The sequence below is a fragment of the Cognatilysobacter terrigena genome (assembly GCF_004361065.1).
Lineage (GTDB): Bacteria > Pseudomonadota > Gammaproteobacteria > Xanthomonadales > Xanthomonadaceae > Cognatilysobacter > Cognatilysobacter terrigena.
Genome location: NZ_SELT01000001.1, coordinates 152,368 through 176,763, shown reverse-complemented (window position 1 = coordinate 176,763; position 24,396 = coordinate 152,368). Strand labels below are relative to the sequence as shown.

The following is a 24,396-nucleotide window of genomic DNA, read 5'->3' as shown; positions in this document are numbered from 1 at the left end:
CCAGCGTGCGGCCGGCCCGTGTGCCGGCTCATGCGACCGCCACGCCGGGGAACGCAAACCCGACCCCGTTATTCCGTTCGCTCCCGCCTCCTTGCCGTTAGTCTTCTGCTCACACGGGGAAAGGCAGCACACATGGTTCGCATTCCAACTGGGCTCTCACGGTTAGGGCTTCACCTTCATCAGAAGGAGGCTGTGGAAAACGTCATTAGATTTGTCCAGCATCGGACAGCTAGCGACGATTCGTGCGCACTGGTTCAAATGCCAACCGGTTCGGGAAAAACTGGAATCATCGCCACCCTGACTCGCCTCTGCCCCGGAATCCGACGTGCACTCGTGATAGCCCCCAGGGTCGCTATCCGCTCCCAGTTGATCGAGGAGTTGAGCGGCGCGTTCTTTTTGAAAGCGGGGATAACGGTACCAGCGCGGCTAGTCGCAGAGCTTTCCGCGAAAGCAGCATTGAGCACAGAGCCAGCAGTGCTGGTCACCACGGTACAGATGCTTGATCGATGGCGGAGGCTAGAGCCAGGAAAATATGAAGCTCTTCGCGCGAACCTAGACATTGTGCTCATGGACGAGGGTCACTACGAACCCGCGTCTTCATGGAGCAAAACGGTTCGCGACCTACGCTGCCCGACAGTACTGCTAACGGCGACGCCCTATCGGAACGACCTGAAGACCTTCCGAATTAGCGAGCAGGGCGTATCGACACTTCGGTTTCGAGACGCCGTTTCCCGCGGCGTAATACGCGATGTGCAAGTGCTGAGACGCGGGCAATTTAGTGATCCCGACGCCTACTGCCGAGATGTCATCGCCGCATTTGAGAGTCATGTGCCGGCAGCGAAGCGTGACGAAGCGAAGATCATCATTCGTTGTGAGGACGCGGCTTCCATTCGTCGATTGTGCAATGCGTTTCGCGGCACCGGACGGTCGGTTATTGGAATTCACGATCGCTTTACTGACGCGCGGGAGACATGGCTTCGGGATTCCGTTCCTGCACGCGGAACTGAACGCGCGCAAGTGTGGATTCACCAATTCAAGCTGTTAGAGGGCGTTGACGAGCCATCGTTTCGCATGCTCGCAGTGTTCGGCCCGGCAATGAACGTCCGCGCGTTCGTCCAGCAAGTCGGCCGCGTAACCCGGAACCCCGGCAACAGAACAGGGGAAACAGCTTTCGTGCTCGACCACCACGAGGGGCGACTTGAACAGACGTGGCACCAGTTTCTTGAGTACGACGCGGCGGTCACTGCAGATAGTCTCGCTAATTCCCTTGCGAAGCAGGTAAACGAGCTGCTGCGTACTGGGTTCTCCGGCCTCCAATACTTCGATCGAGAGTTCAAAGCTCCCTTTTCGTTCGATCGCGTGGCATCGCCTCTCACGGAATTTAGGCTTCCAAAGGACGCATACATCCTTCGAACGGACCACAGCACCGTTGAGCGTGTTCGTCGATGGGTCGTCGATCAACTGGGGGCGGGAGACTGCGAGTGGCGGGAATACGATTCGGGAGAGTCACATCGCCTACTCCTCGCCTACACGCGCGCGTCCAGCTCCCGCCTGCTGTCAGGCATGTATTTCCTAGAACCACGATTGGGCCTGGTTGCAGCGACGCTGTATTCCAGCGAGAACTTGATCGCGTTTCATGACTCCGGTGGGATGTTGCCCGTAAACGCGCTCGAAGCTGGTATCTGCGGGGCGCCGCCGCAAGCGAGCTTGAGCAAGGTCATAAAGCTAGGGCCTCGGACCCGCATATCGGAGGTTGCAACGCGCAACAGCAGTGCTGCACGCGGCACATCGAGGACGCGAACCACCACCGCGCCGTCCATGGATGATCTCAGCCCCTACCTAGACGACTTCCAGCACGTAGTCACGGCGGTCACCGGTTACTCAGATGAAAGCGCGACGGACACCATACGTCGGTACGTCGGCTACCGCCGGGGCCGAGTGTCGCAGAGCAGCAAGTCGACTACCGTTGACGAATATTTCTCGTGGTCGGATGACATCGTTGCCAAGGTTGCGAGTACCAGGGCACGAGGCCCTACCCTGCTATCGCGTTATTCGCGCGAACTTCCCGACGGCCCAGCGAATACCGCACCCAGAAACGTGCTCGTCGACTTCGCAGAGGCATCGACGGTGTTCGCACTGAGGGAAGATTTGAGGGACGCGGGCGAACCGCTAGAGGTCGACGATGCCTGTGTTGATTGCGTCGCTCACCCGTCGAAGCCCGGCACATGGCAGTTCGAGCTTGTCGCAAACGGGCAAGTCACGGAGTGCGAGATCACCTATGACGCGCGACGTCGCCAATATGTCATCGCGTCAAAAAGCCTGGACGATCGATATGTCCAAAGCGTCGGCAGCGAAGGTTTGGTTTCGTGGCTAAACCGACGGCAGTCGTTCAATGTAGTCCCAGCTTCGCGCAGCGCGTTGTACGTCCACGGTAGCTTCTTCGATCCACAAATCCCGACCGGCCGCCGATTCGATCCGTCAACATCACTTTTGTCGGGGATCTTGCATCCCATATCTGGCTTTCGGGCGATCAATTCCGAAAAAGGAGCTACTTGCGCCGCGGACGGGAGCGGCTGGGAGGCCCACTCCCTGTTTGGACGGATTGATGCGATCGGCGACGGAACCTCGGAGCTCGCGCCTTTTCTTCCAAGCCCTGACGTCATCATCTGCGATGACTTGAACAAGGAAACGTGCGACTTCTTTTTGGCAAATAACGAAACAGTTGTGATGGCGCACGCGAAGGCTGCAGCAAGCTACAAGCCCCTGTCAGCTAGCGCCCTTCAAGAAGTGGTCGGCCAAGCCGTGAAGAACGCATCGTTCTTGAGCATGCTGAATATGCGCAGCCCACCAAACCTGAAAAACTGGGGCGCACCGTGGCGCACGGGAAAGACTCCGACGGGCCAGGTACTCAATCGCATTCGCCGAGGGCCCGCGGGCGCGAGGGATGCCTGGTCCCTACTCGATAGAAGAATCCGGGCGCCCGACACTTCGCGGGAAGTCTGGCTGGTACTGGGAGCGACCATGTCGAAGTCCGCACTGGTCCAGGAACTCGCGAAGGAAAGCCCTGCCGCGCAAGCGTTTCAAGCAGCTCATCTCCTGCACTCGTGCTGGGCAGCGGTGTCAGCCTCTGGGGCAAGACTACGGGTCTTCTGCAGCGATTGATTCCCGATCCGCGGACGACCTACGGCGCAGTTGGGGCGGCGCTCGGTTACATATTTCGCCTGTACTCCCCACCCACCTCATACACCGCATGGCTGATCTGCCCCAGCGAATGCGTCTTTACCGCCTCCATCAGCGCCTCGAACACGTTGCGGCGTTCGCGGGCGGTCTTCTGCAGGAAGCGTAGGCCATCCCCTGCCCGCGCGTTGCGGTTGCCCTGGTAGCCGGCGACGTTGCTGATCTGCTGGCCCTTCTCTTCTTCGGTCGAGCGGATCAGTTCGATCTCGGTGGCGACGTCGGAATGGCCGTCCTTGCCGAGGAAGGTGTTGACGCCCACCAGCGGCAGCGAGCCGTCGTGCTTCTTGTGCTCGTAGTACAGCGACTCTTCCTGGATCTTGCCGCGCTGGTACATGGTGTCCATGGCGCCCAGCACGCCGCCGCGCTCGCTGATGGCCTCGAACTCCTTGTAGACGGCTTCCTCGACGATGTCGGTGAGCTTGTCGACGATGAAGCTGCCCTGCCAGGGGTTCTCGTTGAAGTTCAGCCCCAGCTCCTTGTTGATGATCATCTGGATCGCGACGGCGCGGCGCACGCTTTCTTCCGTCGGCGTGGTGATGGCTTCGTCGTAGGCGTTGGTGTGCAGGCTGTTGCAGTTGTCGAACAGCGCGTACAGCGCCTGCAGCGTGGTGCGGATGTCGTTGAACTGGATCTCCTGCGCGTGCAGGGACCGGCCGCTGGTCTGAATGTGGTACTTCATCATCTGGCTGCGCGGCGAGGCGCCGTAGCGCTCGCGCATGGCGCGCGCCCAGATGCGGCGGGCGACGCGGCCGATGACCGTGTACTCCGGGTCCATGCCGTTTGAGAAGAAGAACGACAGGTTCGGCGCGAAGTCGTCGATGTTCATCCCGCGCGCGAGGTAGTACTCGACGATGGTGAAGCCGTTGCTCAGCGTAATGGCCAGCTGGCTGATCGGGTTCGCGCCGGCTTCGGCGATGTGATACCCGCTGATCGACACCGAGTAGAAGTTGCGGACCTTGCGGTCGACGAAGTACTGCTGGATGTCGCCCATCATGCGCAGGGCGAACTCGGTGCTGAAGATGCAGGTGTTCTGCGCCTGATCTTCCTTGAGGATGTCGGCCTGCACGGTGCCGCGCACGGTCTGCAGCGTGTGCGCCTTGATGCGCTCGTAAACTTCGGGCTCGACGACTTCATCGCCGGTGACGCCCAGCAGGCCAAGGCCGAGGCCGTCGTTGCCTTCCGGCAGCGGGCCGGCGTAGGTCGGGCGCTCGCGGCCCTCGAACATCCCGTCGATCTTCTCGCGCGCGGCGAGCCAGCGGGCGTCGTCCTCGCGCAGGTACTTCTCCACCTGCTGGTCGATCGCGGTGTTCATGAACATCGCGAGGATCATCGGCGCGGGGCCGTTGATCGTCATCGACACCGACGTGCTCGGTGCGCACAGGTCGAAGCCGGAGTACAGCTTCTTCATGTCGTCGAGCGTGGGGATGTTGACGCCCGAGTTGCCGATCTTGCCGTAGATGTCCGGACGCGGCGCCGGGTCTTCGCCGTACAGCGTGACGCTGTCGAACGCGGTCGACAGGCGCGCCGCAGGTTGCCCGACGCTGAGGTAATGGAAGCGGCGATTGGTGCGCTCCGGCGTGCCCTCGCCCGCGAACATGCGGATGGGATCCTCGCCCGTGCGGCGGTACGGATACACGCCGCCGGTGTACGGGTACTCGCCCGGCAGGTTTTCCTTCTGCAGGAACGTGAGCAGCTCGCCCCAGCCCTGGTAGGTGGGCGCGGCGATCTTCGGGATCTTCTGGTGCGACAGCGACTCGCGGTAGTTCTCGACGCGGATGACCTTGTCGCGAACCTTGTATTCGGTGATGTCGTCGGTGATCGACTTCAAACGCGCCGGCCACTCGCGCAGCAGCTTCAGCGCTTCGGACGTGAGCGACTGCACGGCATCGTTGTAGCGCTGGCGCAGCGTGAGCAGCGAACGGTCGACGGTGGTGTCGGCCGGCACGGTGACGACCGGCGACGGGCTGTCCGGCACGTTCGATGCGGCGGGCTGCACGGTGGTGCCGAGCAGGTCGGCGCTGTCGTACAGGTCGAGCGCCTTCGGCAGCTTGGCGTCGCCGAGTTCCTTCAACGCGTGCCACAGCGACTGCGCGCGGTCGGCAATTTCCGCCTGCGTCTCGATCTGGCGATTGATGCCGCGCCCCTGCTCGGCGATCTCCGCGAGGTAGCGCACGCGGCTGCCGGGGATCAGCACCGTGGCGCGCGGTTCGCGCAGGCTCGTGTCGATCTCGGGCGTCCACTTGTCCGCCGGCAGCTGCAGCTTCTCGCGCAGCAGGCGGCAGAAGTTGGCGAACATCCAGCTGATGCCGGGGTCGTTGAACTGTGAGGCGATGGTCGGATAGACCGGCACGTCCTCGTCCGCCATCTGGAACGCGACGCGGTTGCGCTTCCACTGCTTGCGCACGTCGCGCAGCGCATCTTCCGCGCCGCGCTTGTCGAACTTGTTGAGCACGACGAGCTCGGCGTAGTCGAGCATGTCGATCTTCTCGAGCTGGCTCGGCGCGCCGAAGTCGGACGTCATCACGTACATCGGGAAATCGACGAGGTCGACGATCTCCGAATCACTCTGGCCGATGCCAGCGGTTTCGACGATGACGAGGTCGTAGCCCGTCGCCTTGAGGAAGCCGATGCAGTCGCGAAGCACGACATTCGTCGCCGCGTGCTGACGGCGCGTCGCCATCGAACGCATGTAGACGCGGTTGCTGCGCAGTGCATTCATGCGGATGCGATCGCCCAGCAGCGCGCCGCCGGTGCGGCGACGGGTCGGGTCGACCGAGATCACCGCGATGTGCATGTCGGGGAAATGCGCGAGGAAGCGGTTGAGCAGTTCGTCGGTGACCGACGACTTGCCTGCGCCGCCCGTACCGGTGATGCCGACGACGGGCGTCTTGCTGCCGGCGAGCTGCCACTGCTTGCGCAGGTGCGCGAGCTGCGCCTCGTCGAACGCGCCTTCTTCGATCGCGCTGAGCATGCGGCCGAGCGCGATCTCGTCGGTCATCGCCGGGTGCGTGGTGTCGGGCTGGCTGTCCAGGCGCGCGGCCGCGGCGCGACGAATCACGTCCTCGATCATCGCGACCAGGCCCATGTGCATGCCGTCGTTCGGGTGGTAGATGCGCTCCACGCCGTAGGCCTGCAGCTCGCGGATCTCCTCCGGCGTGATCGTGCCGCCGCCGCCGCCGAACACGCGGATGTGGCCGGCGCCGCGCTCGCGCAGCATGTCGACCATGTACTTGAAGTACTCGACGTGGCCGCCCTGGTAGGACGACAGCGCGATCGCGTCGGCGTCTTCCTGCAGCGCAGCGCGGACGACGTCCTCGACCGAGCGGTTGTGGCCGAGGTGGATGACTTCGGCGCCCTGCCCCTGGATCAGGCGGCGCATGATGTTGATGGCGGCGTCGTGCCCGTCGAACAGGCTCGCGGCGGTGACGAAACGCAGCGGCGTCGCGGTCTCCGTGGCGGTGGCGGTGGTTTCGGGCAGGCGGTCGGCAGGCGAACTCATGGCGGTCGCACATCTATTTCTAAGGATGGGCCGATTGTAACAAGGCGTCCGTACGCGACCTTAAGACGGCGTAGGGTCGGGTACCCTGCGCGCCATGACGGATTCACACGACATCGGCGCCCTGCGCGCGAAGGCCGCCGGCGGCGCGCCCGACGACCTGCATCGACTCGCCGCCGCACTGGTCGCGGACCTGCAGATGGAGGAGGCGCACGCCGTCCACGCGACAGCCGCGGACGCCGGCCATGTCGGCTCGCTGATCGAGCTGGGGCGCATGCGGATGTACGGGGTCGGCACCGACACCGACCTGCCGGGCGCGGTGCAGGCGTTTGAACGTGCCGAAGCGACGGGCCAGCCGGTCGCGGGCTACTTCCTCGCGCTGATCGGGCTCGGGAACAAGGCGCTGCCCCGCGACGAAAAGGTCGCCGCGCGCCTGCTCGCCGCCGTGCAGGCCGGTCACCCACCCGCGTTGCGTGCCGCGGCGATCCATTTCGGCCGCAAGCCGAACCTGCAGGACCAGGCGCTCGCGGTGCAGCTGCTCGACCACGCCGCCGGTCGCGGCGATGCCGTCGCGGCCCAGCTGCTCGCCGAACGCCTGCGTCGCGGCGAAGGCGTGACCGCGAATCCGGAGGCGGCGTCGCAACTCAAGGCACGCCTACGCGAGAGCGGTTTCCCCGATCTGCTCGAGATCATCGCGGTGCCGGCCGCGCCAAAACATCTGGTGCCGCCGTCGACGCTGGCGCTCGAGGAAGTGCTGGATCCACCCGCGCCGACGATGCTCGCCACCGATCCGGACATCGCGCAGTTCGATGGCCTGTTGTCGGTCGACGAATGCCGACTGCTCGTCGCCAGCGCGCAGCCGATGCTGCGCCCGTCGCAGGTGCATTCGCCGGATGGACGCGACGTCGGCCGCGAGTCGCTGCGCACGAGCAGCGATGCGTCGTTCGATCCGCTGATGGAAGACTTCGCGCTGCGCCTCGTGCAGTTGCGCATGGCGGCCGCCGCCGGTTCGGAGCTCGTCGACGCCGAGCAGCTCATCGTGCTGCGCTACGAACCGGGCCAGGAATACCGCCGGCATCGCGACTACCTGCCGCCCGACGCGATCGAACGCGACGGACCGCAGGCCGGCAATCGTCGACGCACCATCTGCGCGTACCTCAATACGCCGGCCGAAGGCGGCGCGACGGATTTCCCCGCGCGCGAGGTGCGCGTCGAACCGCAGGCGGGACGCGCGGTGGTGTTCGACAACCTCGATGCCGACGGTCGCCCCCAGCCGGATTCGCTGCATGCGGGCCTGCCCGTGGAGCGTGGCGAGAAATGGCTCGCCACGCTGTGGCTGCGCGAACGCGCCTACCGCGCGTTCTGACGCCACCGCACCAAGCGGCCGTACGCCTGCGAAGGGTGGCGCGGACGGTTCCGTCACTCCGGGCACACAGGCTCGCGCCGCAGGAGTGGGCTAAAATCCCGCTTCTGTCTCGGGCCGTTTGCGCCGGGCATGTCGCAGCACCCCTTGCCGTATCAACGACTTAACCAACCCAGTCGGCCGGAAAGCGCGGAGCGCGTTTCGTCGGTGCCGGCGCGGAGCCCGAGATGATCTTCGAAACCCTCGACACGACCGGCCACGAGCAGGTTGTCTTCTGCCACAACAAGGACGCGGGCCTCAAGGCCATCATCGCGATCCACAACACCGTGCTCGGCCCCGCCCTCGGCGGCCTGCGCATGTGGCCGTACGAGAACGAGCAGGCCGCGCTCAACGACGTGCTGCGCCTGTCGCGCGGCATGACGTACAAGAACGCGGTGGCCGGCCTGAACATCGGCGGCGGCAAGGCGGTGATCATCGGCGACCCGTCGACCGACAAGTCCGAAGCCCTCTTCCGCGCGTTCGGCAAGTTCGTCGATTCGCTGGGCGGCCGCTACATCACGGCCGAAGACGTCGGTATCGACGTCAACGACATGGAATACGTCTATCGCGAAACCGAATACGTCACCGGCGTGCACCAGGTGCACGGCGGTTCGGGCGACCCGTCGCCGTTCACCGCCTACGGCACGCTGCAGGGCCTGATGGCCACGCTCAACCGCAAGTACGGCAACGAGGAAGTCGGTAACTACTCGTACGCGGTGCAGGGCCTCGGCCACGTCGGCATGGAGTTCGTGAAGCTGCTGCGCGAGCGCGGCGCGAAGGTGGTCGTCACCGACATCAACAAGAGCCTGATCGCGCACGCGGTCGAAGAGTACGGCGCGGAAGCGGTGTCGCCGGACGCGATCTACGACGTCGACGCCGACGTCTACTCGCCCTGCGCCCTCGGCGGCACGGTCAACGAGCAGACGCTGCCGCGCCTGAAGGCCAAGATCATCTGCGGCGCCGCGAACAACCAGCTCGCGAACAATGCGATCGGCGACGAAGTGCAGAAGCGCGGCATTCTCTACGCGCCGGACTACGCGGTGAATGCGGGCGGCGTCATGAACGTGTCGCTCGAGATCGACGGCTACAACCGCGAGCGCGCGATGCGCATGATGCGCACGATCTACCACAACCTCTCGCGCATCTACGAAATCTCCGACCGCGACGGCATCCCGACCTACAAGGCCGCCGACCGCCTCGCCGAAGAGCGCATCGCCGCGATCGGCAAGCTCAAGCTGCCGATGGGCCGTACCGCGCCGCGCTTCCACGGGCGCATCCGCGGCGGTCACTGATCCGCAGTTCGTTCGACATGACGGGGCTTCGTGCCCCGTCGTGCTTTTCGCCAGCCTGACACGGAGCTTCCATGCGTCCTTTCCCTCTCGGTGAGGAGGTCGATGCCCTGCGCGACGCGGTTCGCCGCTTCGCCGAATCCGAGATCGCCCCGCGCGCCGCGCAGATCGATCACGACAACGTCTTCCCGCAGGACCTCTGGCCGAAGCTCGGCGAGATGGGCCTGCTCGGCATGACCGTGCCGGGCGAATACGGCGGCAGCGAGATGGGCTATCTCGCGCATCTCGTCGCGATGGAGGAGATCTCGCGCGCATCCGGTTCGGTCGGGCTGTCGTACGGCGCGCATTCGAACCTGTGCGTCAGCAACCTTTACGCGAACGGCAACGAAGCGCAGCGCCAGAAGTACCTCCCCAAGCTCTGCACCGGCGAATGGAAGGGCGCGCTCGCGATGAGCGAGCCGGGCGCGGGTTCCGACGTTGTCGGCTCGATGAGCTGCCGCGCGGAACTGCGCGACGGCGTGTGGGCCGCAAACGGCAACAAGATGTGGATCACGAACGGCCCCGAGGCCGACGTGCTCGTCGTCTACATGCGCACCGCGGGCAAGGACGCGGGCAGCAAGTGCATGACCGCCTTCATCGTCGAGAAGGGCATGAAGGGCTTCAGCACCGCGCAGAAGCTCGACAAGCTCGGCATGCGCGGCAGCAACACCTGCGAGCTCGTGTTTGAGAACTGCGAAATCCCGCAGGAGAACGTGCTCGGCGAGGTGAACAACGGCGTCAAGGTGTTGATGTCGGGCCTCAACACCGAACGCCTCGTGCTCACCGGCGGCCCGCTCGGCCTCATGCAGGCCGCGCTCGATATCACCCTGCCCTACGTGCGCGAGCGCAAGCAGTTCGACGCCGCGATCGGCACGTTCGGTTTGATGCAGGGTAAGGTCGCCGACATGTACACGTCGCTGCAGTCGTCGCGCGCATTCGCCTACCAGGTGGCGCGCGACTACGACGCGGGACACAAGTCGCGGGTCGATGCGGCGTCGTGCCTGCTGCACGCATCGGAAGCCGCCGTGCAGGTGACGCTCGAAGCGATCCAGGCGCTCGGCGGCAACGGCTACATCAACGAGTACCCGACGGGCCGACTTCTGCGCGACGCCAAGCTCTATGCGATCGGCGCCGGCACCAACGAGATCCGTCGCATGTTGATCGGCCGCGAGCTCTTCGCCGGCAACAGCTGACCCGTCCGAGGCAGCACCTCGCAGCGGGCGGCTTCGGCCGCCCGTTCGCGTTTCAGGCCGACGCGCCGGCAGCCCGACTGGCCCGCTCCGCATCCGCAATACGCCTGCAACAGTCTGGTCCCCGGGCGTTTGCCGCACCGCAACACGCCGCCGCATAATCGGACGGTTCCGGCCCCGCGCCGGCTGCCTTTCTGGAGTTCGCCATGAGCGACGTCGTCATCGTCGGTGCCAAGCGCACCGCCATCGGTTCCTTCCTCGGCCAGTTCACCGGTGTCCCGACGCCGACGCTCGGCGCCGCCGCCATCCAGGGCGCGATCGAGCAGGCCGGCATCGCCAGCGACGCCGTGCAGGAAGTGATCATGGGCTGCGTACTGCCGGCCGGCCTCGGCCAGGCCCCCGCCCGTCAGGCGGCGATCGGCGCGGGCGTTCCGACGTCCGCCGCCTGCATCACCATCAACAAGGTCTGCGGCTCGGGCATGAAGGCCATGATGCTGGCGACCGACATGATCCGCGCCGGCTCGGCCGAAGTGATCGTCGCCGGCGGCATGGAGTCGATGACCAACGCGCCGCACCTGCTCAACAACTCGCGCACCGGCATCCGCTACGGCTCGGCCGAGTTCCTCGACCACATGGCGCACGACGGACTCACCAACCCGTACGACGGCAAGGCCATGGGCGTTTTCGGCGACGCGACCTGCTCGACGTACGAGTACACGCGCGAAACGCTCGACGCCTACGCCGCCGAGAGCGTCAAGCGCGCGCAGAACGCCGTGCAGTCGGGCACGTTCAAGGCGGAGATCGTTCCGGTCACGGTCAAGGGCCGCAAGGGCGATGTCGTCGTCGACACCGACGAAGAGCCGGGCAAGATCGATGCGTCGAAGATTCCTTCGCTGCGCGCGGCGTTCGGCAAGGAAGGCCTGCTCACCGCGGCGACCTCCTCCAAGATCTCCGACGGCGCCGCGGCCGCGGTGCTGATGTCGTCCGACACGGCGCAGCGCCTCGGCGCGAAGCCGATCGCGCGCATCGTCGCGCACGCCGGCCACGCGCAGGCGCCGGAGTGGTTCACCACCGCGCCGATCGAAGCCACGCGTCGCGTGCTGGAAAAGGCCGGCTGGACGGTCGATGACGTCGACCTGTTCGAAGTCAACGAAGCGTTCGCGTGCGTCGCGATGGCGCCGATGAAGGACCTCGGCATTCCGCACGAGAAGCTCAACGTCAACGGCGGCGCGCTTGCGCTGGGCCATCCGATCGGCGCGAGCGGTGCCCGCCTCGTGGTAACGCTCGTGCACGCATTGATCGCGCGCGGTGGCACGCGAGGTGTAGCATCGCTCTGCATCGGTGGTGGCGAAGCCACCGCGATTGCAATCGAAATCATTTGAAGTTAAAGAATCGTGATAAGCCGCTCGTCAAGCGATCGCTTGACATGGCGCAGCCGCTTGTCATCATGTTTAGGGCGCGCAATAGCGCGTTGCCAAACCTACGACGAGGAATTGACCCGATGAACATCAACAAGGCGCTGATCGCCCTGGCCCTGGGCCTGGCTCTGACCGCTTGCTCGAACAAGGACCAGGCTGCCGACTCCGCCGCCCAGGCGCAGCAGGACGCCGCGACGGCCCAGGCCGCTGCTGACGCGACCGCCGCTACGGATCCGAACGCCGCCGGCGCCGCTCAGGCCGCTGCCGACACGGCTGCTTCGGCCGCTGACGCCGCCGCCACCTCGGCCGACGCCGCTGCCGCTGCTCCGACCGCTGGCCAGGCTGACGCCGCCGCCGACGCCGCCGACAAGGCTGCCGACGCTGCTGACGCCGCCAAGGACGCTGCCCAGGCTGCCAAGCCGGACACCGCCCCGGCTGCGACCCCGGCTGCTCCCGAGAAGAAGTAATTCTTCGACGGCTGCTGTAGTAGATTTGGAAAAGCCGTCGGTTCTCCGGCGGCTTTTTCCATTGTCAGTGAACGATAAGCCGGCTCAGCCGGAGTGATGCGCGCACTGGCGTTGCCTGACTGTAGTGATATCTCGTTTCAGACAACTCCTAGGAGACTTCCATGAACACCAAGCTCTACGTCCTCCTCGTCGCCGCTGCTCTGTCGCTGTCGGCCTGCAAGAACGACACCCCGACCGCGCAGAACGAAGCCGACCAGGCCGCCGCTGCCGCCGCGAACGCGGGCGACAAGGCTGCTGACGCCGCCGCCGCCGCCGGCAACGCCGCCGCTGAAGGCGCCGACGCCGCCGCTGCCGCCACCGGCGAAGCCGCCGCTCAGGCCGGCCAGGCCGTCGACAACGCCGCCAACACCGCCGCCGCCGCTGCGAACGACGCTGCGGCCACGGCCGCGAACGCGACGGCGAACGCCGCGCAGGACGCCGCCAATGCCGCGCAGAACGTCGCCAACAAGGCCGACGCTGCTGCGGACGAAGCCAAGACCGAAGCGAAGAAGTAATCGCTTCTGCTCGACGCTCCACGGAAGGCCCGCGAAAGCGGGCCTTCTTCTTTTTGCGCACTCTGCAACGCGCGACCCGAGCATCCGACGCCCCGATGACTGGTGGCCCGTGCCGCCGTGTGGTTTGATCGCGCGTCCCGTTTCGCCCACCTGCCCCATGCCCGTCATCGAAAGCCATCTCGACCCGCGTTCCGCCGATTTCCTGGAGAACGCCGAGCACCATCGCGCGCTCGTCGAGGAGCTGCGGCAGCGGCTCGCGCGCGCGGCCGAGGGCGGCGGCGAGAAGGCGCGTGCGAAGCACACCTCGCGCGACAAGCTGCTTGCGCGCGATCGCATCACCACGCTGCTGGATGAGGGTTCGCCCTTCCTCGAGATCGCGCCGCTCGCCGCCGAAGGCATGTACGACGACGCGGCGCCCGCGGCGGGCATGGTCTGCGGCATCGGACGCGTGATGGGGCAGGAAGTCGTCATCGTCGCCAACGACGCGACGGTCAAGGGCGGCACCTACTTCCCGATGACGGTGAAGAAGCATCTTCGTGCGCAGGAAGTCGCGCTCGAGAACAACTTGCCCTGCGTCTACCTCGTGGACTCCGGTGGCGCATTCCTTCCGCTGCAGGACGAGGTGTTTCCGGACAAGGAGCACTTCGGTCGCATCTTTTACAACCAGGCGCGCATGTCAGCGCTCAACATTCCGCAAGTTGCGGTGGTGATGGGCAGTTGCACGGCGGGAGGCGCCTACGTGCCGGCGATGTGCGACGAAAGCGTCATCGTCAAGGAACAGGGCACGATCTTCCTCGGCGGTCCGCCGCTGGTGAAGGCGGCGACGGGCGAGGTGGTCGATGCCGAAGCGCTCGGCGGTGCGGACGTGCACACCAGCGTGTCCGGCGTGGCCGATCATTTCGCGCAGGACGACGACCACGCGCTGCAGATCGCGCGCGACATCGTCAAGAACTTCAACCGTCGCAAGGTGCTGCCGGTCGCGTCGATGCCATCGCGCGAACCGCTCTACGCCGCCGACGAGCTCTACGGCATCGTGCCGAAGGATGCGCGCCGTCCGTTCGACATCCGCGAAGTCATCGCGCGCATCGTCGACGGCAGCGAATTCCAGGAATTCAAGGCACGCTACGCGAAGACGCTCGTCACCGGCTTCGCGCATCTGCATGGTTATCCGGTCGGCATCGTCGCGAACAACGGCATTCTGTTCGCCGAGAGCGCGCTCAAGGGCGCGCACTTCATCGAGCTCTGCAACCAGCGCGGCATCCCGCTGGTGTTCCTGCAGAACATCACCGGCTTCATGGTCGGCCGCAAGTACGAGAATGCGGGCATCGCGAAGGACGGCGCGAAGATGGTGACCGCCGTGGCGTGCTCGCACGTACCGAAGTTCACCGTCGTCATCGGCGGCAGCTTCGGCGCCGGCAACTACGCGATGTGCGGCCGCGCCTACGGCGCACGCTTCCCGTGGATGTGGCCGAACGCGCGCATCAGCGTGATGGGCGGCGAACAGGCGGCGAGCGTGCTGGCGACGGTGCGTCGCGACGCACTCGAAGGCGCCGGCAAGACGTGGAGCGTCGACGACGAGGAAGCGTTCAAGGCACCGATCCGCGACCAGTACGAATCGCAGGGCAACCCGTACTACGCAACCGCGCGCCTGTGGGACGACGGCATCATCGATCCGGCCGACACGCGACGCGTGCTCGGGCTCGGGCTGTCCGCGTCGCTCAATGCGCCGATCGAGGATCGGACGCGTTTCGGCGTGTTCCGGATGTAGTGCTTCGGGTCGGTGGGCACGCGATCGTTCCAAGCGACACGTGCCAAGCCTGAACCCTCGGAAACGCAAGTCCGATCGCGTGACGGCAGGTGACGCGCAGCGTCAGATCGCGGCCGTGGGTCACGGTTTTGAGGTCAAGACCGCGTGATAGGCTCGGCCTTCCCATCCCGCCCCCGAGGGACACTCCAATGGCGATCTTCCCGAACACCACTCCCAAGCGCGACACCCCTCAGCCCGAAACGGCGCTGGGCAAGGATCCGTCGCCGAACGAATTTTCCTTTGCCACCAGCCCGGCGAACACGCCGGTCGCCGCGCCTGCTCCGACGCCGACGCCGTCGCGCGCTCCGGCGCGCCAGGTGCAGGAATCGCTGATCGCGTCCGACCTGTCCATCGAAGGCAAGATCAACGGTGCGGGCAGCGTGCGCGTCGCGGGTCGCTTCACCGGCGACATCGCGGTCGAAGGTGACCTTACGATCGAAGTCGGCGCGCGCGTCAACGGCGGCGTCAAGGCGCGTCGTGTGGTCGTCGCGGGTGAGCTCGAAGGCAACATCGAATCGGCGCAGCGCGTCGAAGTCGTCGAGAGCGGTTCGATGGTCGGCGACGTCAAGGCCGGCACCGTCACCGTGGCGCCGGGCGCGCGCATGCGCGGCATGGTGGAGTTCGGTTGGGACGACGCGGCGAATGGTCGCAAGCCCAAGTCCGACAAGACGGATACCGACAGCGCCGCATGAGCGCTGTCCGGCCCGGCACGCCGGGTGCGACACGGACCTGTCCGCACTGCAGGACGACGATTCTCGAAACCGCGAGCGTCTGCCCGGGGTGCAAGCACCATCTGCGCTTCGACGCGCCGAAGGAGCAGGAACGCACGACGTCGTTGTCCGTCGAAGGCTCGCTGCGGTCGGATCGACCCGGCGAGGCCGTCGAGTACACGATGGTGCTCGTGATCCGAAACGAACGCGGCGATGAAGTCGATCGCAAGGTCGTGGGCGTCGGCGCGCTCGAGGGCACGCAAACTCGCACCTTCAGCGTGACTGTCGAAACGAACGTGGTGCCGGCCGGCAAAGGCCGGCGGCGCTGATTTCGCGCGGGTAACTCAGCGCTTCGGTTCGCAGCCGTCGCAGCTGCCGCAGGCGTCCTGTGCACGCGGCGCGGGCGCCAGTCGACGACCGATCTTTCCGAACATCGGCGAGCCGCTGTCGACGAGGCGGATCGCGATCCAACCGCGCAGGCGACGCGCCGTCCCCGGAAAGCGCGTACGGAACACGTAGACCGCGCTCGCGATCACCGCGAGTGCGACGACGACGTCCTGCAACGCGCGGCCGGCGTCCACGCTCAGCCTCCGAGACGCACGGCGATCTGGTACGTCAGCAACGACGCGACGTACGCCAGCGCGAACAGATATCCCGCGGCGATGCCGACCTGCTTCCACGAGTTCGTTTCGCGACGGATCGTGGCGAGCGTCGAGATGCACTGCGGCGCGTAGATGTACCAGACGAGCAACGACAGCGCGGTCGCCAGCGACCAGCCGTGCGCGATGATCGGCGACAGCGAATCCGCTGCATTGGGATCGTTCGCGTTGGCTAGCGCATACACCGTCGCGAGCGACGCCACGGCGACCTCGCGTGCGGCAAGACCCGGCACCAGCGCGATGCAGATCTGCCAGTTGAAGCCGAGCGGCGCGAACACCGACGTCATCGCATGGCCGATGCGGCCCGCGAAGCTGTAATCGATCGCAGAACCCGTAAAGCCGGCCGGCGGCGACGGGAACGTCAGCAGCACCCACAGCAGGATCGTCAGCGCGAGGATGATGCCGCCGACGCGCTTGAGGAAGATCGATGCACGCTCCCACAGGCCGATCGCGAGATCGCGCGGATGCGGCACGCGGTACGACGGCAGCTCGAGCATCAACGGATGCTCGCCCTTGTCGCGACGCCACTTCTTCATCACCCAGGCGACGGTCAGCGCGCTCAGGATGCCCGCGACGTACAGCGCGAACAGCACCAGGCCCTGCAGGTTCAACATGCCGAACACCTGGCGGCGCGGAATGAACGCGCCGATCAGCAGCGCGTATACCGGCAGACGCGCCGAGCACGTCATCAACGGCGCGACGAGGATCGTCGCGAGCCGGTCGCGCGGATCCTGGATCGAACGCGTCGCCATGATGCCGGGGATCGCGCAGGCGAAGCTCGAGAGCAGCGGAATGAACGAGCGGCCCGATAGTCCCGCGGCGGACATGATGCGATCGAGCAGGAACGCCGCACGCGGCAGGTAGCCCGACTCCTCAAGCGCGAGGATGAAAAGGAACAGGATGAGGATCTGCGGCAGGAACACGACGACGCTGCCCGCACCCTTGATCACGCCGTCGGCCAGCAGGCTGGTGGCGGGACCCGGCGGGAACGTCGTGGTCACTTGCGTCGCGAGCCAGGTCGTACCGGCGTCGATGAGGTCGGCTACCGGCGTCGCCCAGACGTACACCGCCTGGAAGATCAGGAACATCACCGCGACGAACGCGAGCAGCCCGACCACCGGATGCAGCAGCCAGCGATCGAGTGCGTCGTCGATCTCGGCGGTACGACGCGGCATGCGCACGGCGGCGGTGAGGATCGCGCGTGTTTTCGCGTGCAACGCGTCGACGTCGGTCGCGGTCGGGCCGGCGTTGTGGATGTCGATCGGCGGCATCGCCGCGCCGTTGCGATCGATGACGTCGACAAGATCTTTCGCGCCACCACCGCGCACCGCGATCGTCGGCACGACCGGCACGCCGAGTTCGCGTTCGAGCACGGCAAGATCGACTTCGATGCCGCGTCGCCGTGCAACGTCCATCATGTTGACTGCGACGATCATCGGTCGGCCGAGCTCGCGCACTTCCAGCGCGAATCGCAGGTGCAAACGCAGGTTGGTGGCGTCGACCACGCAGACGATGACGTCGGGCGCGGGTTCGCCCGGATAGAAGCCGCGGCAGACGTCGCGGGCAACGGCTTCGTCGAGGCTCGCGGCTTGGAGGCTGTATGCACCCGGGAGGTCGAGCACCACGTATTCGCGGCCGGACGGCGCGGAGAACCGGCCTTCCTTGCGCTCGACCGTCACGCCCGCATAGTTCGCCACCTTCTGGCGGCTGCCGGTGAGCCGATTGAACAAGGCGGTCTTGCCGCAGTTCGGATTGCCGACCAGCGCGAGCCGCAGGGTGCCGGCCTCGGCGTTCATGCCTGCACGGCCTCGGGTTCGGCCTCGTGGTGGTGACGCGTGCCGCCTGCGATCGCCGTCGGCAGGCGAACGGTCACGCGGTCCGCCTCGCGACGACGCAGGGCGAAGCGGGTGAAACCGATCTGGACCAGCAGCGGCTCGGCACCGATCGGGCCCGCCGCCATCACTTCCACGGCTTCCCCGCCGACGAATCCGAGCTCGCGCAGGCGGCGCGCCACCGCATCGTTCGGCATCGCGTCCTCGACGGCGAGCACCGTCGCCGCGGTGCGGAAAGGCAGCTCGGAGAGTTTCACGACGGGGCGCCGACCCAAATGGGAATTGTTCTCATTCTAGCACCGGCACGGCCGCCCCGATGCTGAAGGGACGCGCAAGCGACCGGCTATCATCGAATGCTCTCCGTCGATCGCCGCCCATGAGCCATCCCCTGCTCCATCTGCGCGAAGGCGCCGTCGCGCGCCTGAGGCTGAACCGGCCGCAGCTGCACAACGCGTTCGACGCGACGGTGATCGCGGCGCTCACGGGCGCGCTCGATGCCGTCGGCCGCGATACGGACGTACGCGTGGTGGTCATCGAGGCGGAAGGCGCCTCGTTCTCGGCAGGCGCGGACCTCAACTGGATGCGCGGCATGGCGGCCGCCAGCGAGGCCGAAAATCGCGCCGACGCGCTCGCCCTCGCCCGCCTCATGCGCACGCTCGACGAGCTGCCGAAACCGACGATCGCGCGCATCCAGGGCGCGGCATTCGGTGGCGGCGTCGGGCTGGTGGCCTGCTGCGACATCGCGATCGCCACCTCCAACGCGAAGTTCGGCCTCACGGAAAGCAAGCTCGGCCTGCTTCCGGCGGTGATTTCGCCGTACGTCGTCGAGGCGATCGGTGCGCGCGAGTCGCGCCGCTGGTTTGCCACCGCCGAGCTGTTCGACGCCACGACGGCGCATCGCATCGGCCTGCTGCACGAGGTGGTCGACGACGAGACGTCGCTCGACGCCGCCGTGCAGCGCCAGATCGACCTGCTGCTGAAGGCCGGTCCGGTCGCCGCGGCGGAAGCGAAGTCGCTGGTGCGTCGCGTCGCATCGCACACCGACCGCGATCGTCACGACGCCGACAACGCCGACCTCATCGCGCGACTGCGCGTCTCGCCCGAAGGCCAGGAAGGCCTCGGCGCGTTCCTCGAAAAGCGCCGCCCTTCGTGGTCCAGCTAAGGAGCCGCACGTGTTCGACCATCTGGGTATTCCCGTCAGCGATTACGCGCGAAGCAAGCGCTTCTACGAGCAGGCGCTCGCGCCGCTCGGCTTTAGTCTGGTGATGGAAGCCACCGCGGAGCAGACCGAGAGCGGCAAGCCGGCGGCAGGCTTCGGGCCACCGCAGACGCCGGGCTTCTGGATCGGCGAGGAGGAAGGCGGCATCGCGTCGTCGCACGTGGCGTTCCAGGCCGATTCGCACGCTGCGGTGCAGGCGTTCCATGCCGCGGCGCTCGCTGCAGGCGGTCGCGACAACGGCGCGCCGGGCCCGCGCGAGCACTACGGTCCGAATTACTACGCCGCGTTCGTTCTCGATCCGGACGGACACAACATCGAAGCCGTTTGCCATCGCGGCGTCTAACGCCGTACTGCACCCATCCGAGACTTTCTGCGCCGATGTTCGAAAAGATCCTGATCGCCAATCGCGGCGAGATCGCCTGCCGCGTCATCCGCACCTGTCGCGCGCTGGGCATCCGCACCGTCGCCGTGTATTCCGACGCCGACGCCGACGCGCAGCACGTGCGCCAAGCCGACGAGGCCTACCGCATCGGCGGTCCGCGCCCGCAGGAGTCCTACCTGCGTGGCGACGCGATCCTCGGGGTCGCGAAGAAGTCCGGCGCGCAGGCGATCCACCCCGGCTACGGCTTCCTCAGCGAGAACGCGGACTTCGCCGACGCGGTCGAAGCCGCGGGCCTCGTCTTCATCGGCCCGCCCGCGGCATCGATGCGCAAGATGGGCAGCAAGGCCGGCGCAAAGGATCTGATGCAGGCGGCGGGCGTGCCGGTCGTGCCCGGCTACACGGGCGACGACCAGTCGAACGAGACGCTGCAGCGCGAGGCCGACCGCATCGGTTATCCGCTGATGATCAAGGCCGCGCACGGCGGCGGCGGCAAGGGCATGCGCATCGTGCGCAGCAGCCACGAGTTTCTCTCGAACCTCGAAAGCTGCCAGCGCGAGGCGCGCAATGCGTTCGGGCGCGATCGCGTGCTGCTCGAGCGCTACATCGAGAGGCCGCGTCACATCGAGATCCAGGTGTTCGCCGACACGCACGGCAGCACGCAGCACCTGTTCGAGCGCGAATGTTCGGCGCAGCGTCGCTACCAGAAGGTGCTGGAGGAATCGCCGTCCCCGTTCCTCACGCCCGAACTGCGCCGCGCGATGGGCGACGCCGCGGTGCAGGCCGCACGTGCGATCGACTACGTCAACGCCGGCACCGTCGAGTTCATCGTCGGACAGGACGGCGGTTTCTATTTCATGGAGATCAACACGCGCCTGCAGGTCGAGCATCCGGTCACCGAGATGGTGACGGGGCTCGATCTCGTCGAATGGCAGCTCCGTGTCGCATCGGGCGAGCCGCTGCCGGTCGCACAGGAGGCGTTGCGTCAGAACGGCCATGCCATCGAAGTGCGCCTCTACGCGGAAGATCCGAATGCGGGCTTCCTGCCGGGCTCGGGTCGACTGGAGCGCCTGCGCTTGCCGATCGCAGCAGAGGGCGTGCGCGTCGACTCCGGCGTCGTCGAGGGCGACACGGTCACGATCTTCTACGACCCGATGATCGCCAAGCTCATCGTGCACGGCGCCGATCGCGCGCAGGCGCTGGCGCGGTTGCGCGCCGCGCTCGCGCAATGCGAGATCGCCGGGCCGAAGTCGAACATCGAGTTCCTCGAACGCCTCGCGCGTCATCCGGCGGTGGTGAACGGCACGATCGACACCGGGTATCTGGACCGTCATCTCGACGAGTTCCTGTCGACGTCGACGACCGACGACGCTCGACTGTTCGTTGCTGCCGTCGTCGCGCGGCTGATCTCGCACGAGCGCGGCGCACGCGGCTGCAACGCGGCATCGAGCGATCCGACGTCGCCGTGGGCGATGCCCGACGGTTGGCGAATTGGCGGTCCCGCGTTGTCGCGCATCGCGGTGACGCATCGCGGCGAGCGCGTGGTGCTGCGCGCCGGCGGTTACGGCGGGCATTACGGCATCGAGCATGACGGGCGCACGTATGCCGTCGAATGCGCGCGCATCGAGAACGGTGCGCTGAGCCTGCGCGTCGATGGTGAGGCGATGCGGGTCACCGTCGGCGGCGAACGCGGGCATTGGACGGTGCACGACGGCACGCACCGGCTCGCACTCACCGCCGCGCCGTTGCACGACGAACACCGTGGCGCGGCGGAAGGCAGCGCGGATCGCCTGGTCGCACCGATGCCGGGTCGCGTCGTGGTCGCGCGCGTGCAGCCGGGCGACACCGTCACGGCCGGCCAGGAAGTCATGGTGATCGAAGCCATGAAGATGGAGCTGAGCCTCATGGCGCCGCGCGATGGCGTGGTCGCCGAAGTGCGCGGCGCAACCGGTGACTTCGTCGAGGCCGACGCCGCGCTCGTCGTGCTGGAGCATGTCGAATGAGCGACGTCGTCCGCATTGTCGAGGTCGGCCCGCGCGACGGGCTGCAGAACGAGAAGGCGATCATTGAGACCGCCGACAAGATCGCGTTGATCGATCGCCTGTCCGCCACCGGCCTGCCCGTGGTCGAGGCGACCAGCTTCGTCAGCCCGAAGTGGGTGCCGCAGCTCGCCGACGCCGCGGACGTCTATCGCGGCATCACGCGCCGCGCCAATATCGACTACCCCGTTCTCGTGCCGAACCTTCAGGGCTACGAGCGCGCGCGCGAAGTCGGCGTCACGCATATCGCGGTGTTCACCGCGGCGTCGGAAGCGTTCAACCGCAAGAACATCAATGCCTCGATCGAGGAATCGCTCGAGCGCTTCGCGCCGGTGATGGAACGCGCGAAGGCCGACGGCGTGCGCGTTCGCGGCTACGTGTCGACGGTGCTGGGTTGCCCGTACCAGGGCGAGGTGCCGGTCGCCGACGTCGTACGCGTCGCGAAGGCGCTGCATGCGATGGGCTGCGAGGAAGTCTCGCTGGGCGACACCATCGGCGTCGGCACGCCCGCGAAAGCGCGAGACATGCTGCGCGCGGTGGCGGGCGAAGTACCGATGTCGGCCCTCGCCGTGCACTTCCATGACACCTACGGCCAGGCGCTCGCGAACATCCTCGCTTGCCTCGAAGAAGGCGTACGCGTCGTGGATTCGGCGGTCTCCGGCACCGGTGGATGCCCGTACGCGAAGGGCGCGAGCGGCAACGTCGCGACGGAGGACGTCGTCTACATGCTGCACGGCATGGGCATGACGACGGGCGTGGACCTCGACGCGCTCGTCGATACCGGCCGCTGGCTGGCCGCGCTGCTCGGCCGCGAGACGTCGAGCAAGGTGACCCGCGCGAAGGGAGCGAACGAGTGAAGCCCGCCGAGTACACGATCCGCCCCATCGAGCCGCGCGACGACGCGGCCATCGCACGCATCATCCGCACCGTCATGCCCGAGTTCGGCGCCTGCGGTTCCGGCTTCGCGATCAACGATCCGGAAGTCGACTGGATGCATCGCGCCTACGGTGCGTCGCGCAGTGCGTATTTCGTCGTCGAGGTGAATGGCGAAGTCGTCGGCGGTGGTGGCGTCGCGCCGCTGGAAGGCGGGGACGCGTCCGTTTGCGAATTGCGCAAGATGTATTTCCTGCCGACGGCACGCGGCCTTGGCGCGGGTGCTGCGGTGATGAACAAGTGCCTCGACAAAGCGCGCGAGTTCGGTTTCACCACGTGCTACCTCGAAACGCTGACCGGCATGGACGCGGCGATGCGTCTGTACGAGCGCAGCGGCTTCCGCCGCATCGACGCGCCGATGGGCGCCACGGGCCACGGCGGCTGCGACATCTGGTACCTCAAGGATCTGTGACATGAAGCGTCTGCTGGGTGCGGTGCTGTCGATGGCGTCGCTCGCGACGATGCCGCTGTCCGCGGAGACGCTGCTGCTCACGCCGGCGCGCGTCTGGATCGGCGAAGGCGTACCGCATCCGAATTGGGTGGTGCTCGTGCGCGACGGCGCGATCGCTGCGGTCGGCCCAGCCGCATCGGTCACTGCGCCCGTCGATGCGCGTCGCATCGACCTGCCCGGCGCGACGCTCACGCCCGGTCTCATCGAACTCCACTCGCATCTGTTCCTGCATCCGTACAACGAGGAAAGCTGGAACGACCAGGTGCTGAAGGAGCCGGAGGCCTACCGCACGCTGCAGGCCGCGAAGTTCGCCGGCGATACGTTGCGCGCGGGCTTCACCACGCTGCGCGACCTCGGCACCGAAGGTGCGGCGTTCGCCGATGTGTCGTTGAAGCGTGCGATCGACGAGGGCGTGGTCGTGGGTCCGCGGCTGTTCGTGTCGACACGCGCGATCGTCGCAACGTCGAGCTACGGCCCCGGCCCGCGTGGGTTCCGCCCCGACGCCGAACTCCCCGGCGGTGCGCAGGAAATCAGCGGGGCTGACGAAGCGATGCGCGCGGTGCGCGAACAGGCGGGTCGCGGCGCCGACTGGATCAAGTTCTACGCCGATTACCGAGTCGGCCCGGGCGGCACGGCGGAGCCGGCATTCACGTCAAACGAAATGAAGGCGATCGTCGAAGCCGCGCACACGGGCGGTCGTCCCGTCGCCGCGCACGCGGCCACCGACGCCGGCATGCGCATGGCCGTCGAAGCGGGCGTGGACACCATCGAGCACGGCTACGGCGGCACCGCGCAGACGTTCAAGCTGATGCGCGAGCGCCACGTCGCCTACCTGCCGACGCTCACCGCGGTCGAGGCGACCGAGACCTACTTCAACCACTACGTACGCGGCCAATCCGCGCCGACACCGAAAATCGAGGAATCGCTCAAGGCGTTCCGCACCGCGATGGCGCAGGGCGTGACGATAGGCTGCGGCAGCGACGTCGGCGTCTTCCGTCACGGCGACAACTGGCGCGAGCCGGCGTTGATGGTGAAGGCCGGGATGGCGCCGCTCGATGCGATGCGCGCCTGTACGTCGACCGCCGCCGCGATCCTCAAGCAACAGGACCGCATCGGCCGCATCGCGGTCGGCCTGCGCGCGGATCTCGCGGCGTTCGAGGGCGATCCGACGGCGAACATCGAGAACCTGCGCAAGCCGGTGTTCGTGGCGAAGGACGGCGTGCCCTACCGCGAGTCCGCCTCGCCCTGACGTCCGGCGGCGGGCGTCGCCTCCGG

General features: G+C 66.7%; 20 protein-coding genes. 16 read left to right on the top strand and 4 right to left on the bottom strand.

Annotation, left to right across the window (positions count from 1 at the left end; all coding sequences use genetic code 11):
• Positions 1 to 30 precede the first annotated feature (30 nt).
• Complete coding sequence (locus EVS83_RS00870; RefSeq protein WP_133498603.1) at positions 31 to 3,162, top strand: DEAD/DEAH box helicase family protein; 3,132 nt, start codon at positions 31 to 33, stop codon at positions 3,160 to 3,162.
• 46 nt (positions 3,163 to 3,208) lie between these two features.
• Here the strand turns inward: EVS83_RS00870 and EVS83_RS00865 are convergent, their stop codons facing one another.
• A complete protein-coding gene (locus EVS83_RS00865) occupies positions 3,209 to 6,736 on the bottom strand; it encodes a methylmalonyl-CoA mutase family protein (protein WP_133498601.1) in 3,528 nt (1,175 codons plus the stop codon).
• 94 nt (positions 6,737 to 6,830) lie between these two features.
• Between EVS83_RS00865 and EVS83_RS00860 the strand changes: the two genes are divergently transcribed.
• The 9 genes from EVS83_RS00860 (at position 6,831) to EVS83_RS00820 (ending at position 15,938) form a co-directional block, all read left to right on the top strand.
• Positions 6,831 to 8,099, top strand: a complete 1,269-nt coding sequence (locus EVS83_RS00860; protein WP_246022728.1) for a 2OG-Fe(II) oxygenase — start codon at positions 6,831 to 6,833, stop codon at positions 8,097 to 8,099.
• 224 nt (positions 8,100 to 8,323) lie between these two features.
• A complete protein-coding gene (locus tag EVS83_RS00855; protein WP_133498599.1) occupies positions 8,324 to 9,427 on the top strand; it encodes a Glu/Leu/Phe/Val dehydrogenase dimerization domain-containing protein in 1,104 nt (367 codons plus the stop codon).
• 71 nt (positions 9,428 to 9,498) lie between these two features.
• On the top strand, positions 9,499 to 10,656 hold the full coding sequence (locus tag EVS83_RS00850) for an isovaleryl-CoA dehydrogenase (RefSeq protein WP_133498597.1): 1,158 nt from the start codon (positions 9,499 to 9,501) through the stop codon (positions 10,654 to 10,656).
• Between the two features lie 203 nt (positions 10,657 to 10,859).
• Positions 10,860 to 12,035 (top strand): thiolase family protein, encoded by a 1,176-nt coding sequence (locus EVS83_RS00845; RefSeq protein WP_133498595.1) that lies wholly within the window; start codon positions 10,860 to 10,862, stop codon positions 12,033 to 12,035.
• 119 nt (positions 12,036 to 12,154) lie between these two features.
• Complete coding sequence (locus EVS83_RS00840; protein ID WP_133498593.1) at positions 12,155 to 12,538, top strand: hypothetical protein; 384 nt, start codon at positions 12,155 to 12,157, stop codon at positions 12,536 to 12,538.
• 161 nt (positions 12,539 to 12,699) lie between these two features.
• Entirely contained in the window at positions 12,700 to 13,092 is a 393-nt protein-coding gene (locus tag EVS83_RS00835; protein ID WP_133498591.1) for a hypothetical protein, read from the top strand.
• Between the two features lie 157 nt (positions 13,093 to 13,249).
• Positions 13,250 to 14,860 carry a carboxyl transferase domain-containing protein gene (locus EVS83_RS00830; RefSeq protein WP_133498589.1) on the top strand — a complete coding sequence of 537 codons (1,611 nt, stop codon included), beginning with the start codon at positions 13,250 to 13,252 and terminating at the stop codon, positions 14,858 to 14,860.
• 188 nt (positions 14,861 to 15,048) lie between these two features.
• Positions 15,049 to 15,591: a polymer-forming cytoskeletal protein gene (locus EVS83_RS00825; RefSeq protein WP_133498587.1), complete on the top strand. Its 543-nt coding sequence runs from the start codon at positions 15,049 to 15,051 to the stop codon at positions 15,589 to 15,591.
• Entirely contained in the window at positions 15,588 to 15,938 is a 351-nt protein-coding gene (locus EVS83_RS00820) for a hypothetical protein (protein WP_133498585.1), read from the top strand. Before EVS83_RS00825 ends, EVS83_RS00820 begins: the two co-directional genes overlap by 4 nt.
• Positions 15,939 to 15,953: 15 nt before the next feature.
• Here the strand turns inward: EVS83_RS00820 and EVS83_RS00815 are convergent, their stop codons facing one another.
• The 3 genes from EVS83_RS00815 to EVS83_RS00805 are packed head-to-tail and all read right to left on the bottom strand — an operon-like array spanning position 15,954 to position 18,357.
• On the bottom strand, positions 15,954 to 16,190 hold the full coding sequence (locus EVS83_RS00815) for a DUF6587 family protein (RefSeq protein ID WP_133498583.1): 237 nt from the start codon (positions 16,188 to 16,190) through the stop codon (positions 15,954 to 15,956).
• A gap of 2 nt (positions 16,191 to 16,192) precedes the next feature.
• Positions 16,193 to 18,064, bottom strand: coding sequence for a ferrous iron transport protein B (gene feoB, locus EVS83_RS00810; RefSeq protein ID WP_133498581.1), 1,872 nt, complete (start codon positions 18,062 to 18,064; stop codon positions 16,193 to 16,195).
• Positions 18,061 to 18,357: a FeoA family protein gene (locus EVS83_RS00805; RefSeq protein ID WP_133498578.1), complete on the bottom strand. Its 297-nt coding sequence runs from the start codon at positions 18,355 to 18,357 to the stop codon at positions 18,061 to 18,063. Before EVS83_RS00805 ends, feoB begins: the two co-directional genes overlap by 4 nt.
• Positions 18,358 to 18,476: 119 nt before the next feature.
• Here EVS83_RS00805 and EVS83_RS00800 point away from each other — a divergent pair, with 119 nt between their 5' ends.
• The 6 genes from EVS83_RS00800 to EVS83_RS00775 are packed head-to-tail and all read left to right on the top strand — an operon-like array spanning position 18,477 to position 24,370.
• The gene (locus EVS83_RS00800) at positions 18,477 to 19,262 is read left to right on the top strand and encodes an enoyl-CoA hydratase-related protein (RefSeq protein ID WP_133498576.1); all 786 of its coding nucleotides are present in this window, start codon (positions 18,477 to 18,479) and stop codon (positions 19,260 to 19,262) included.
• Between the two features lie 10 nt (positions 19,263 to 19,272).
• On the top strand, positions 19,273 to 19,662 hold the full coding sequence (locus EVS83_RS00795; protein WP_133498574.1) for a VOC family protein: 390 nt from the start codon (positions 19,273 to 19,275) through the stop codon (positions 19,660 to 19,662).
• A gap of 35 nt (positions 19,663 to 19,697) precedes the next feature.
• Complete coding sequence (locus EVS83_RS00790) at positions 19,698 to 21,701, top strand: acetyl/propionyl/methylcrotonyl-CoA carboxylase subunit alpha (RefSeq protein ID WP_133498572.1); 2,004 nt, start codon at positions 19,698 to 19,700, stop codon at positions 21,699 to 21,701.
• Positions 21,698 to 22,594, top strand: coding sequence for a hydroxymethylglutaryl-CoA lyase (locus EVS83_RS00785; protein WP_133498570.1), 897 nt, complete (start codon positions 21,698 to 21,700; stop codon positions 22,592 to 22,594). The genes EVS83_RS00790 and EVS83_RS00785 overlap by 4 nt, the downstream gene beginning before the upstream one ends.
• Positions 22,591 to 23,082, top strand: coding sequence for a GNAT family N-acetyltransferase (locus tag EVS83_RS00780; RefSeq protein WP_246022727.1), 492 nt, complete (start codon positions 22,591 to 22,593; stop codon positions 23,080 to 23,082). The genes EVS83_RS00785 and EVS83_RS00780 overlap by 4 nt, the downstream gene beginning before the upstream one ends.
• A gap of 1 nt (position 23,083) precedes the next feature.
• Positions 23,084 to 24,370 (top strand): metal-dependent hydrolase family protein, encoded by a 1,287-nt coding sequence (locus EVS83_RS00775; protein ID WP_133498568.1) that lies wholly within the window; start codon positions 23,084 to 23,086, stop codon positions 24,368 to 24,370.
• Positions 24,371 to 24,396: the final 26 nt, after the last annotated feature.